Source organism: Roseovarius sp. (genome assembly GCF_027019125.1).
Lineage (GTDB): Bacteria > Pseudomonadota > Alphaproteobacteria > Rhodobacterales > Rhodobacteraceae > Roseovarius.
Map to the genome: position 1 here is coordinate 42,112 of NZ_JALUXE010000005.1, position 12,398 is coordinate 54,509.

Annotated in this window: 11 protein-coding genes and 1 tRNA gene; 11 read left to right on the forward strand and 1 reads right to left on the reverse strand. The window is 63.0% G+C overall.

Annotated elements, in window-relative coordinates; all coding sequences use genetic code 11:
• The first annotated feature begins 9 nt into the window (after nucleotides 1-9).
• The 9 genes from pyrC (at nucleotide 10) to MVC20_RS03280 (ending at nucleotide 8,847) form a co-directional block, all read left to right on the forward strand.
• On the forward strand, nucleotides 10-1,047 hold the full coding sequence (gene pyrC / locus MVC20_RS03240) for a dihydroorotase (RefSeq protein ID WP_297538398.1): 1,038 nt from the start codon (nucleotides 10-12) through the stop codon (nucleotides 1,045-1,047).
• A gap of 286 nt (nucleotides 1,048-1,333) precedes the next feature.
• Nucleotides 1,334-2,773 (forward strand): PLP-dependent aminotransferase family protein, encoded by a 1,440-nt coding sequence (locus MVC20_RS03245; RefSeq protein WP_297538400.1) that lies wholly within the window; start codon nucleotides 1,334-1,336, stop codon nucleotides 2,771-2,773.
• Between the two features lie 179 nt (nucleotides 2,774-2,952).
• Nucleotides 2,953-4,035, forward strand: coding sequence for an FAD-binding oxidoreductase (locus MVC20_RS03250; RefSeq protein ID WP_297538402.1), 1,083 nt, complete (start codon nucleotides 2,953-2,955; stop codon nucleotides 4,033-4,035).
• Complete coding sequence (locus MVC20_RS03255; protein WP_297538404.1) at nucleotides 4,035-4,295, forward strand: TRAP transporter large permease subunit; 261 nt, start codon at nucleotides 4,035-4,037, stop codon at nucleotides 4,293-4,295. The genes MVC20_RS03250 and MVC20_RS03255 overlap by 1 nt, the downstream gene beginning before the upstream one ends.
• 16 nt (nucleotides 4,296-4,311) lie before the next feature.
• Nucleotides 4,312-5,181 (forward strand): nitrilase-related carbon-nitrogen hydrolase, encoded by an 870-nt coding sequence (locus MVC20_RS03260; RefSeq protein ID WP_297538405.1) that lies wholly within the window; start codon nucleotides 4,312-4,314, stop codon nucleotides 5,179-5,181.
• A 269-nt stretch (nucleotides 5,182-5,450) separates the two neighbouring features.
• A complete protein-coding gene (locus MVC20_RS03265) occupies nucleotides 5,451-6,128 on the forward strand; it encodes an orotate phosphoribosyltransferase (protein WP_297538406.1) in 678 nt (225 codons plus the stop codon).
• A 248-nt stretch (nucleotides 6,129-6,376) separates the two neighbouring features.
• Complete coding sequence (locus MVC20_RS03270) at nucleotides 6,377-7,864, forward strand: replicative DNA helicase (protein ID WP_297538407.1); 1,488 nt, start codon at nucleotides 6,377-6,379, stop codon at nucleotides 7,862-7,864.
• 87 nt (nucleotides 7,865-7,951) lie between these two features.
• A complete protein-coding gene (gene truA, locus MVC20_RS03275) occupies nucleotides 7,952-8,728 on the forward strand; it encodes a tRNA pseudouridine(38-40) synthase TruA (protein ID WP_297538408.1) in 777 nt (258 codons plus the stop codon).
• Nucleotides 8,729-8,770: 42 nt separating this feature from the next.
• Nucleotides 8,771-8,847: transfer RNA gene (locus MVC20_RS03280), tRNA-Arg, on the forward strand.
• A gap of 65 nt (nucleotides 8,848-8,912) precedes the next feature.
• Here MVC20_RS03280 and MVC20_RS03285 read toward each other — a convergent pair.
• Complete coding sequence (locus MVC20_RS03285; protein ID WP_297538409.1) at nucleotides 8,913-9,926, reverse strand: Hint domain-containing protein; 1,014 nt, start codon at nucleotides 9,924-9,926, stop codon at nucleotides 8,913-8,915.
• Nucleotides 9,927-10,121: 195 nt separating this feature from the next.
• Between MVC20_RS03285 and MVC20_RS03290 the strand changes: the two genes are divergently transcribed.
• The gene (locus MVC20_RS03290; RefSeq protein WP_297538492.1) at nucleotides 10,122-10,901 is read left to right on the forward strand and encodes an SDR family oxidoreductase; all 780 of its coding nucleotides are present in this window, start codon (nucleotides 10,122-10,124) and stop codon (nucleotides 10,899-10,901) included.
• 101 nt (nucleotides 10,902-11,002) lie between these two features.
• On the forward strand, nucleotides 11,003-12,370 hold the full coding sequence (locus MVC20_RS03295) for a sodium:proline symporter (protein WP_297538410.1): 1,368 nt from the start codon (nucleotides 11,003-11,005) through the stop codon (nucleotides 12,368-12,370).
• The last annotated feature ends 28 nt before the right edge of the window (nucleotides 12,371-12,398 follow it).

A 12,398-nucleotide genomic window follows, 5' to 3' on the forward strand; every position in this document is an offset into this window, starting at 1 on the left:
GCAAGAGCCATGAGCCAGACCCTGACCCTCCGCCGCCCCGATGATTGGCACCTGCATTTGCGCGATGGCGCGATGCTGCGCGCCGTTCTGCCAGAAACCGCCCGGCACTTTGCACGCGCCATCGTCATGCCCAATCTGGTGCCGCCGGTGGTCACGGGCCAAGATGCCGCCGCCTACCGCGCGCGGATCCTGGCTGCCATGCCCGCGGGTGCGGATTTCACCCCGCTGATGACCCTTTATCTCACCGAAGAAACCGACCCCGAGGATGTGGCCGCCGCCCATGCCAGCGGGCTTGTTTCAGCGGTCAAGCTCTACCCAGCCGGGGCCACCACCAATTCCGCTTCGGGCGTGCGCGATTTCGACAAGGTGCGCGCCGTGCTGGAAAAGATGGCTGAAATCGGCCTGCCGCTCTGCGTGCATGGCGAGGTTACGGACCCGAGTGTCGACATCTTCGACCGCGAGGCGGTCTTCATCGACCGCGTGCTTGACCCGGTGCGCCGCGCCACCCCCGGCCTGCGGGTGGTGATGGAGCATATCACGACCTCCAATGGCGTGGACTATGTGCGCGCCCACGAGCGCGACCTCGGCGCCACGATCACCACCCATCACCTCGTGATCAACCGCAACCATATCCTCGTGGGCGGGATCAAGCCGCATTACTACTGCCTGCCCGTGGCCAAGCGCGAGGAACATCGCCTTGCCCTGCGCGCCGCCGCCACCTCGGGCGATGCGCGATTCTTCCTTGGCACCGACAGCGCGCCGCATATCGACCCGCTGAAGGAAAACGCCTGCGGCTGCGCGGGATGCTTTACGGCGACCAACACGATGTCGATCCTCGCGCATGTGTTCGAGGAAGAAGGCGCGCTCGCACGGCTCGAGGCGTTCACATCCCTCAACGGGCCCGCGTTCTATGGCCTGCCCGCCAATGAGACCACCCTGACCCTGACCAAGGGAGCGCCCGTGACATACCCACAGAAGATTGACACGGGCGATGGCCCCGTCACCGTTTTCGATCCCGGCTTCGCGCTCCACTGGCGCGTGACCTGAGCGTCATCATTTCTCCAATGTCCCGCGCCATGGCAAGCTTCGCGGCATAGGCTGCGGGTCGAACGTGCAAATGCGGACGGGGCCCCACAGAAATATGGCGTGAAAAACCATATCTGACTCCAGACAGCCTGCTCTGCGATTCAAACCAGTTCATGACGCTCAAGGCAGAACAGGTTGGTGAAGAATCGGGCTACCAGATATATTCAATCAGACATTCTCGTCAGACCAATTAGCGAGGGCAACTTCTGTGAAACATGCCGCCGGTGCCTTGTTGTCTTCGATTCGATTGGACCGGACGCTCAAGCGCAGCGTCAGCGTCCAACTCTACATGGCGCTGCGCGACAAGATCCTGTCCGGGGCCTTGCGCGCCGGGGAACGATTGCCCGCGACGCGGACGCTGGCCAAGGAGGTTGGCGTGTCGCGCACCACGGTGATCGACGCCATCGACCGGCTGGTGGCCGAGGGCATGCTGGTCTCGCGCATTGGCGCCGGAACATACGTCAGCGAAACGCTCGAAAACCAGACCCTTGGGGCGCCACCCGGGCCGGGCGACGACACTGGTTTTCAGCAACCCAGGCTGTCCTATGTCATTAGCCATGCGCAGGAGGCCTACGCCCGGCGCGCCTGGCTGCCGCACAAACCTCGCGCCTTCGTGACCGCCCTGCCCGCGCTCGACGCATTTCCCATGGCACATTGGGCGCGGCTGTCGGCACGTCACCTGCGCGGCGGGCGGAGCGACGTCATGGGTTATGGCCAGCCAAAGGGGCTGATCACATTGCGCCGGGCGATTGCCACCCATCTGAGCGCCCTCAAGGGGATTCGCTGCGACCCCGAGCAACTGTTCATCACTTCGGGCGCGCAACATGCGTTCTCGTTGATCGGGCGGCTTCTCTTGAACCCGGGCGACCGGGTCTGGATGGAGAACCCCGGCGCCTCGGGTGCACGCAATGCGCTGTTGTCCGAGGGGGCCGAACTCGTGCCGGTCGAGGTGGATACGCAGGGTATGGTGGTGTCCGACGGGCTGGCCAAAGCGCCGCATTTCCGGCTGGCCTTTGTTACGCCCTCGCACCAGCAGCCGCTGGGTCATGTCATGTCGCTGCCGCGGCGGCTGGAACTGTTGCAGGCCGCCGAACAGGCGCAGGCGCTGATCATCGAGGATGATTACGACGGCGAGTTCTACTTTGGGAACGCGCCGCGCCCGGCGCTGCACAGTATCGACCCCAATGGGCGGGTGCTCTATGTCGGCACATTCTCGAAATCGCTGTTTCCTTCGCTGCGCCTGGGCTTCGTTCTGGTGCCCGAGCGAATGGTTGCGGCCTTTGATGGCATGTTCAACACCTGGGCCAGCGGCCCCTCGACCGCGACGCAGGCGATCGTGGCCGAATTCATGGATGAGGGACATTTCGCCACCCATATCCGGTTGATGCGCCAGCTCTACAAGGCGCGATACGAGGCCCTGTTGGAGGCCGCGCGCGGACTGCCCGAGAGCATCCGCCTGCAAGAGACGACCAGCGGGTTTCACACGCCCGCATTTCTCGACCCGCGCGTGGAGGAAGCGGAGGTGGTGGCGCAGGCGGCCGAGCAGGGCGTGACCCTGGCGCCGCTGGGGCGTTACTGTCTGTCGCCCATTCCGCAATCCGGTCTGGTCTTTGGCTTTGGCTGTGCTGCGCCCGAGGATATCGCGCGGGGGATGGGCATCCTGCGCGACCTTCCCGCCTTGCGTTAGGATTGGTCTGAAAGTTTTGTCATACTGGATATGAATTGCGTGCCAATCCTGACCTAGAGTTTGCGTCAATGCCAGCTGGTGGGGAATGTCCTGCCGCGGCTGAAGGGAGCGACGCGGTCGGGCAAATGCAGCTTTCGAATATCAGGCAGACGCCATTCTGGCATGATCAACTCGGCACCATGCCGGTATTGCAGGATCGCCCATCGCCCAAGGTAGATGTGGTGATCGTCGGGGGCGGCTATACCGGGCTGAGCGCGGCACTGACCACAGCGCGCGGCGGGCGGTCGACGCTGGTCCTCGATGCCGAGGATCCAGGCTACGGGTGCAGCAGCCGCAATGGCGGACAGATCAGCACCAGCGTGAAACCCTCTCTTGAAAAACTGACCGCGAAATTCGGGGCAGAGCGGGCCCGCGGCATCCGGGCCGAGGGTGCCAATGCGCTGCGATGGATCGGCGAATTCGTCACCGCCGAAGGGCTCGACTGCGATTTTCGCCGGGTCGGGCGGTTTCATGCGGCCCACACACCGGGGCATTACGAAACGCTGGTGCGCGACGCCGAGAAACTGCGCCAGCAGGAAGGCATCGAGAGCTTTGCCGTGCCGCGCGCCGAGCAGCACCGCGAGTTGGGAACGGATACCTATTTTGGCGGTGTGGTGTTTTCGGCGCATTGCTCTCTGCATCCGGGCAAATTTCACCGCGAATTGCTGCGGCTGGCCCTGGGGGCCGGGGCGCAGGTGGTGGGTCGGTGCCGGGTGACAGACATTACGCGCAGCGGATCGGGCTTCCGTGTCCAGACCGCCAAGGGCGTGGTAGAGGCACGCGACGTGATCGTCGCCACCAACGGTTATACCACCGCGCTGACGCCATGGTTGCGGCGCCGGGTGATCCCGATCGGCAGCTACATCATCGCGACCGAGGAACTGCCCGAGGCGACCATTGATGAGCTGTTTCCCGGCGACCGGATCGCCAGCGACACATGCAAGGTCGTCTACTATTATCGCGCCTCCCCCGACCGGCGGCGTGTGCTGTTCGGGGGAAGGGTCTCGGCCTCCGAGACCACGGCGCTGGCCGGGGCGACGCGGCTGCGCGCGGACATGTGCCGCATCTTTCCCCAACTGGAAGGCGTCGCGCTGAGCCATGCCTGGAGCGGCACGGTGGCCTATAGTTTCGACGAACTGGCCCATACCGGCGTGCGGGACGGCATTCACTACGCCATGGGCATGGCCCGCTGCGCGCAACGCTTCAGGCCCTCCCGGCCCTGATGATGCCTTTGATGGTGCATCATGGGGTTGATCCGGCTCATTATGCATCTATTGTGACCTGCTCGGTCGTGATTGGCGCCAACAGTCCGCCCGTCGCGCCCATTCTCTACATGGCGTGCCGTATCGGAAAGGCCTCAATCCATGAAGCGATCAAACCCGCTTTGCAAATCATCTTCTACGTGGCGCTTCCTGTGATGCTGCTGGTCACGTTCTTCCCGGCGCTGTCACTTTTCGTCCCGCGCCCGCTCGGCTTGCACTAGGATCTGGGAGCCATAAATGCCAACGCTCACTCTCGCACTGTTTCAGGCACGTCCAGCCTTCCGTTCCGCTGACGAGGCCCTTGCGGATCTCGATACGGCACTGACGCGTGCTGCCGCAGCCGGTGCCGATATGCTGGTCACACCAGAGTTGTATTTTTCCGGCTATGGCTCCGCCGACGCCGTGCGGGCCGCAGCTCAGGTTCAGGGATCTTCGTCCCTTCGGGCTGCTGGCGAGCTTGCCGCTCGCTATGGCGTCGGGCTGGTTCTCGGTTACCCTGAAAAGGACGGCTGCGCGTTCTATAACAGCGCGGCCGTCTTCGACCGGGGCGGACATCAGATCAGCAACTATCGCAAAGTCGCATTGCCGAACGATTTTGAACGGACCTGCTTCACTCCGGGGACCGGGCCAGTGGCATTCGATTTCGAGGGCATCCGCTGTTCCGTCCTGATCTGCTATGACATCGAATTCCCGGAACTGGCGCGGCGGTCTGCGCTTCTGGGAACAGAACTCTTGCTCGTGCCGACAGCGCTGAGGGTCAGGTGGCGCTTTGTCTCGGACTCGATCGTTCCGTCGCGGGCCTATGAAAACGCTATGTTCATCGGCTATTGCGACTTTGCGACCGACGAGTCTAACCCAGAGTTCAGTGGAACAAGCTCGATCTGCGCCCCGGATGGGCAGCACCTAGGCCGTGCGGTCGGCCCCGAAGACCTGGTCTTGGCGACCATCGACACTGACGCCATTCATCTGCGCAAGTCCGACTTCGACTTCCTACAGGATCTGAAACGGTTCGACCTCGCGACACCGCCGGCTCCGCAGGTCGCCACCACTTCGAACACCGCGCGAGATGCCGACCAAACCTGTCCTCCAAATGGACAAGCCCGCTGATATGAGTAGGCTTTCACTGAAAGTGATAATTCTGTGAGGGATTATCGTTGGGAGTGAGGGCTTGAATGCGCGGCTGTCCCGGTATAACGCACTGCAAGTGACTGTGCTGAACCATGGTTCCAACACCATCAGAAAATATGGGCGGAAAAGTGGATTTTTGCATCGAAATCACTGTAGCAGCATGAAAAGTAACGGTTTTATCTCTTGAAAATACTGCCGCCGGAGCCCCCGAAGCCCTTCGACGCAGCGCCTGACCCGAGGACCCCGCAATGATCCCTTCCACCTACCCGCCCAAGGATGAAATCGCCCGCCTCACGGCACGGATGCTACTGGAAATCGGCGCGGTGCATTTCAACGCGGACACGCCCTTTACGCTGGCCTCGGGTCTGCCCTCGCCCACCTATATCGATTGCCGCAAGCTGATCTCTTACCCGCGCATTCGCAGCACCCTGATGGATTTTCTGACCGTGACCGTGCTGCGCGAGGCGGGATTCGAGGCCTTCGATAACATTGCGGGCGGCGAAACGGCGGGCATTCCCTTTGCCGCGCTGGTGGCCGAGCGCATGGCCCTGCCCATGACCTATGTGCGCAAGAAGCCCAAAGGCTATGGGCGCAACGCCCGCATCGAAGGAGCCATGACCGAGGGGCAGCGCGTTCTACTGGTCGAGGACCTGACCACGGATGGCGGCTCGAAACTCTCCTTCGTCGACGCCATTCGCGAGACCGGCGCCACCTGCGGCCATACGGCGGTCATTTTTTACTACGGCATCTTCCCCGAGACCGAGAAAACCCTGGGCGATCACGGCGTCGCCCTGCATCACCTTTGCACGTGGTGGGATGTTCTGGCCGAGGCCCGCGCGCAGGCGGTTTTCGATGCCGCGACCCTGAACGCGGTCGAGGAATTCCTGCGCGACCCCCGGAAATGGCAGGCGGCGCACCAGAAATAATCTATCCCCAGGGGCTGAGGATAACCCACCGCTCGAATCGCCAAGCGCCTCCAGATATGGTAGGATGCTGTCATGTAGACGCAGGATACGGGCGGCCTGCACGCGGCTTGCTCTCTATCCACCGGGTTATCCCGCCGAACGTCCACAGCTTTATACAAGTGGCGCGCGCGCCGTGCTTGGCCTAGAACTGCCGAACCAACACGACCGACACAAAACCGATAAAAAACCGACACACGGGGAACGCAGGCATGAACGAGATCACCGCTTTCAATCCGACCGGGGCCGAGATTCAATCCGCCGAAAGTGTGCCGCATTCCATCGAGGCCGAACAGCAACTTCTGGGCGCGATCCTGACCAACAACGATGTCTATGACCGCATCGCCGCCATCATAGGGCCGCAACACTTCTACGACCCCGTGCATGCCCGCATTTTCGAGACCGCCGCCGCCCGCATCGCCAAGAACAACCTCGCCTCGCCCGTGACCCTGCGCGCCTTTCTCGAGAATGACGAAGGGCTGAAAGAGCTTGGTGGCGCCGCCTATCTGGCCAAACTGGCCGGAGCCGCAATTTCGACCTTCGCGGTCCGCGACTATGCGCAGATGATCTACGATCTGGCGATCCGCCGCGCGCTGATTGCCCTTGGGCATGACATCGCGGGCAAGGCCGCCCGCGTCAATGTCGACAGCGAGCCCAAGGATCAGATCGTCGAAGCCGAGCAAAAGCTCTACCAACTCGCGGAACAGGGCCAGGCGGAAAGCGGATTTCAAAGCTTTCTCAAGGCGGTAACGGATGCAGTTAATGTGGCTAACGCCGCCTATCAACGCGAGGGCGGATTGGCAGGCATTTCGACCGGGCTGGTCGATCTCGACAGCAAGCTGGGCGGGCTGCACAAATCTGACCTTCTGATCCTTGCCGGTCGCCCCTCGATGGGCAAGACCTCGCTCGCCACCAATATCGCCTTCAACGTCGCCAAGGCCTATCGCCGCGGCCTCCTGCCCGACGGGTCTGAAGGAGCGGTGGACGGCGGCGTCGTCGGCTTCTTCTCTCTCGAAATGAGCGCCGAGCAACTGGCAGGCCGGGTGCTGGCCGAGGCGTCGGAAATCTCGTCGCACAAGATTCGTCAGGGCGACATGGACGAGAGCGAATTTCGCCGCTTTGTCGAGGCGGCCAAGACGCTCGAATCCTGCCCGCTTTATATCGACGACACCGCCGCGATCCCGATCTCGCAATTGGCCGCCCGCGCGCGCCGCCTCAAACGAACCCATGGCCTTGACCTGCTGATCGTCGACTACCTGCAACTGGTGCGCGGCTCCTCTGACAACCGGGTGCAGGAGATCGGCGAAATTTCCATGGGATTGAAGGCGATAGCCAAAGAACTTAACATCCCGGTCATCGCGCTTTCACAGCTCTCACGCCAAGTCGAAAGCCGCGAGGACAAGCGTCCGCAACTCTCGGACCTGCGTGAATCCGGCTCGATCGAACAGGACGCCGACGTCGTGATGTTCGTCTTCCGCGAAGAGTATTACAAGGAACGCGAGAAACCGGGCGATCACGAAATGGACAAGATGGCCGAATGGCAGGAGGCGATGTCGCGCCTGCATGGCAAGGCCGAAGTCATCATCGGCAAACAGCGCCACGGCCCAATCGGTACGGTCGAATTGAGCTTTGAGGCGCAGTTCACCCGCTTTGGCAATCTGGTCAAGCCCTGGCAGCAAGGCGGAACGCCCGACTATTGACGCCGCACCTGACGGGGGCGCTGCCCCCGGACCCCCGAGGTATTTCGTGCCAGATGAAGCCCCTTTCCCAAGATCACAGATTGCGCCATGCCACGCTATGCTCTCAAGATCGAATATGACGGCGCGCCCTTTGCCGGCTGGCAGCGGCAGGTCGACCACCCGACGGTGCAGGGGGCCATCGAGGCCGCCTTGGCGCGGATCGAGCCCGGCCCCCATACCATCGCCGCGGCAGGACGCACCGATGCGGGCGTGCATGCACTGGCCCAGGTGGCGCATTGCGACCTGACGCGGGCTTGGGGCACGTTTCGCCTGTCAGAGGCGCTCAACTATCACCTAAAGCCCCTGCCTGTGGCGATCACGCACTGCGCACTTGTCTCCGACGACTGGCACGCGAGGTTTTCTGCAAACGAGCGTCGGTATCTGTTTCGCATCATGGCGCGGCGGGCACCTGTCACGCTGGATTTCGGGCGGGTTTGGCATGTGCGGCCAAAACTGGACATCGCCGCGATGCGCGCCGGCGCGCGGCATCTGATCGGGCTGCATGATTTCACCACCTTCCGCTCGACAATCTGCCAAGCCGCGAGCCCGATCAAGACCTTGGACGAGATCGAGATCTCAGAGCAACCAGGACCTGCTGGCACCGAGATTCATTTTCGCCTGCGCGCGCGGTCTTTCCTGCACAATCAGGTCCGCAGCATCGTCGGCACGCTCGAGCGCGTGGGCGCGGGCTCGTGGCATCCCGACCAGGTGCGCGCCGCCCTGGACGCCCGCGACCGCGCGGCCTGTGGCCCGGTCTGCCCGCCTCATGGTCTCTATCTTGCAGGGGTCGGATATGAGCATGACCCGTTTGCCACCCAAGATTAGGCTTTGATCTTGCGCCCTTGGCACGCTAAGAGCCTGCTCAGCGGTCCCGTAGCTCAACTGGATAGAGCACCTGACTTCTAATCAGGATGTTGGGGGTTCGAGTCCTCCCGGGATCGCCAATGACCCTAACTGCAGATGACGGTCCATGTTCACCCTGACAGGCGGCCATCGCGGGGCGGCATGGTCAGCGGGTCGAGGCACGCTTGAGAATATCCGCCGCGTTGGGGTGATTAAGCAAGGCCTGCCCAACCTCGAACTGGAGGTGGCTGGGCGCGCCCTGCCCCGTCAGTTGCTGGCTCAGCGCCTCTTTCAGATCGGCAGGCAGCGCCGCGGACGTGCGCGGATCGACCAAGAGCGTCTCGGCCGCGATCCCTTCGGCATAGATGATCTGATGCCGGTCAAACAGCAGCTGCACGTAATCGACAAAGCCGCCGCTCTCACGCCGCACGGTATCACCGTTGACGAGATGCCGCGCGCGCACCAGCACTTCGGCGCGACCTGCCCCGAGAGCATCCGAGCGTTGATAGATAAAGAGCCGGTGATCGGGGCTGACCAACAGGTCATTCTCATTGTGCAATGCCCCCGCCGCGATCCGGACCGGGGCGAAATCGCCCACCGCCCGCACCGTCGAATGCCCGACCCAGCGGATCGGCCGCACCCCGTCATCGCGGGTCAGGACCATGTCGCCGGGAACCAGGGTTTCGACCCGACGCTGTTCTCCTGTGGCCATCGTGATATGCGTCCCGCTCGTGAACGACACGCAGGCCACCTGCGCAAAGCGTTGCAGAACGTTATCCGTGTCGATCCCCACCAGCGCATAACCGGTCTTGGGCCGCATCTGCGCCAGAGGCATTGCAAAAATCTCGACCATATTGCCGGCCTCGTCCACTTCGACCAGCACGATCATCTCGGTCGTGCGGCCGGTGCCCGACATCAGCGTGAGACAACAGTCAAGATGGATTCGAGCGCCCGGGCGACCAACGTCGGACCCTTGCGCGACGGTGAACGGCGCCCCTCCCGCCAGCGATAGAGACAGACGGAGTTGCCGGGCCTGCTGCTGGAGCTCATAAACATCGTCCAGATCAAGCTCGCTCGCAAAAGACAGCGTATCACCCATGTTGGCCCCGTTGACCACGCGAAAATCCAGCCCGGCATAGACGGGCAGGATGTGGTCGGAATGGGCAGGGTCAGCGGTCATGGTCGGCGTCGGTCCGGATCAGGTGAAAGAGAGAATTTTCCTTGTGGGCAGCGTAGTTTAGAATTGTGGCACCATCGCGTCAATGCGATGGTTCACACCATGGGATCGGTGCCCGTCATGATGCCGCTTGCAAGCATCTGGCCATTCTCGCCCAGAGGGTGTTAATTCGACGTTGATACAACAGGAGGGTGGATGATGGATCTAGGGATCAGGGGCAAGCGGGCGCTGGTCTGCGCCGCGTCCAAGGGGCTCGGGCTGGGCTCTGCGCGGGCGCTGGCCGAGGCTGGGGTCGACCTGGTGATGAACGCGCGCGGTGCCGAGGCGCTCGAAGCGGCCGCTGCGGCCATCCGCACCGAGTTCGGCGTGAACGTCGAGACCGTCGCCGCGGACATCACCAGCGAAGCCGGGCGTGCCGCCGTGCTCGCTGTCGCGCAGGACGTGGATATTCTCGTCACGAATGCCGGGGGGCCGCCCCCGGGGATGTGGACGGACTGGGAGCGCGAGGATTTCATCCGCGCGCTCGATGCCAACATGCTGACCCCCATCGCGCTGATCAAGGCGCTGGTGCCGGGGATGATGGCGCGCGGTTGGGGTCGGGTGGTCAACATCACCTCGCAATCGGTCAAGGCTCCTATCCCTGCGCTAGGCCTCAGCAATTCGGCGCGCGCGGGGCTAACCGGCTACGTCGCGGGCACGTCGCGCCAGGTTGCCGGCCGGGGTGTCACGATCAACAACCTGCTGCCTGGCATCCACGCCACGGACCGCGCCACCTCACTCGATCGGGGCGTATCCGAAGCGCAGGGAATCAGCATGGACGAGGCAAAGGCGCGCCGCTGCGCCAGCATTCCAGCCGGGCGCTATGGCACCGCAGAGGAATTCGGCGCGGCCTGTGCCTTTCTCTGCAGCCAGCATGCCGGGTTTATCGTGGGCCAGAACATCCTGCTCGATGGCGGTGGCGTCAACGCGACGCTCTGACCCGCGCGATCACGAAACCGGGAGGCGCGCGCATAGGCTCTGGTGCCTGAAGATGTCGTTCATTAGCAGTGAGGCATCGTAATTACAGGGGATTATCTATCATGCAAGCAATGGCGATCATTGGTCTTTTCGGCCTGGTCATTCTGTGCAGCCTCTTGGTCGCCCCCCGCCGCGCCACCATCGAAGGGTTTTTCAGCGGAACAGGCGCGGACGGCCGCGCACCCGGTCTCTGGGTGCTCGTACTGAGCCAGGTCACCACATGGATCTTCGCCCGATCCCTGATGAACTCGGCCATTCTGGGCTATTTCTACGGGATTTGGGGCACGCTGGCCTATGCGGCCTATTACGGTTCCTTTCTGACCGGCGGCTATATCGTGGGCCGGTTGCGCGCAGGCGGCGCGGGATCTGTGCAGGACTGGCTTGGCGCGCGCTTTGGCGCCACGGGCAAGGCCTGTTACAATCTGGTCATCGGCCTGCGCCTCTTGTCCGAGGTCTTTGCCAATCTGCTGGTGGTGGGGCTGATCTTTGCCGCTGCCCTGCCAGAGATGGGCGTCGCGCGCGATGCCTCGATCCTCATCGTTGCGGTGCTGGGGCTGGCCTATAGCGCCTGGGGCGGGCTCAGTGCCGCGCTGCGCACAGATGTGTTGCAGATGGTGGTGTTCCTGATGGTTTTCATGGCGGCCTTTGTGGCATTGATCGTCAGCCCCGGCTTTCACCTCGGGGCCGTACTGACCGCGCCGGGAACGTCCGGGGCGTGGAACGGCCAGGTCCTGTTGGTGGTTGCCCTGCTGCAAGTCTTTTCATACCCGGCGCATGACCCCGTGATGATGGATCGCGGCTTTATCGCCGATCCCGAAACCACGCGCCGCTCGTTCCTGCATGCTTTCTGGATTTCGACACTCTGCATTATCGGCTTTGGCTTTTTCGGCATTCAGGCCGGGCTGGTCGGTGCGGAGTACGAAGGCGAGTTGATCGGCACCTGGGCCGCGATGTTCCCGGCCTGGCTCTTTGTTGCCCTTTTGGTGTCGCTCCTGATCTCGGCGCTCAGCACGCTTGACTCGGCACTGGCCAGCGCCGCACGGCTCGTGGTGGACGAACTCCGGCTTGGGCGCAGGTCGCTTGCGGGCGGTCGCGTGGCAATGGTGGCCTTCATGGTGCTGGGCACGGGCCTTACGCTCTGGGGCAATCAGACGCTCTTTGACGCTGTGGCCATCAGCGGCACCGCCAGCATGTTCCTCACCCCCATCCTGATCGTGGGGCTGGTAATGGGGCGGCAAATCGCGCTCTGGTCTTATCTTGTGGCTTTTGGGGCCGCCATGTTCGGTGCGGTGCTCTATTTCGCGCGGGGGGCGGATTGGGCCATGGCGCTCCTGCCCGAGGCGCATAAATACGAGCAGTTGCTGGTGATCTGTATCGGCGTGCTGATCGCGGGCTTCGCCTCGGTTATCGCAGGCGCCCGCCGCGCCTGACATTTGCCTGACACCAAAAGAACGGGGG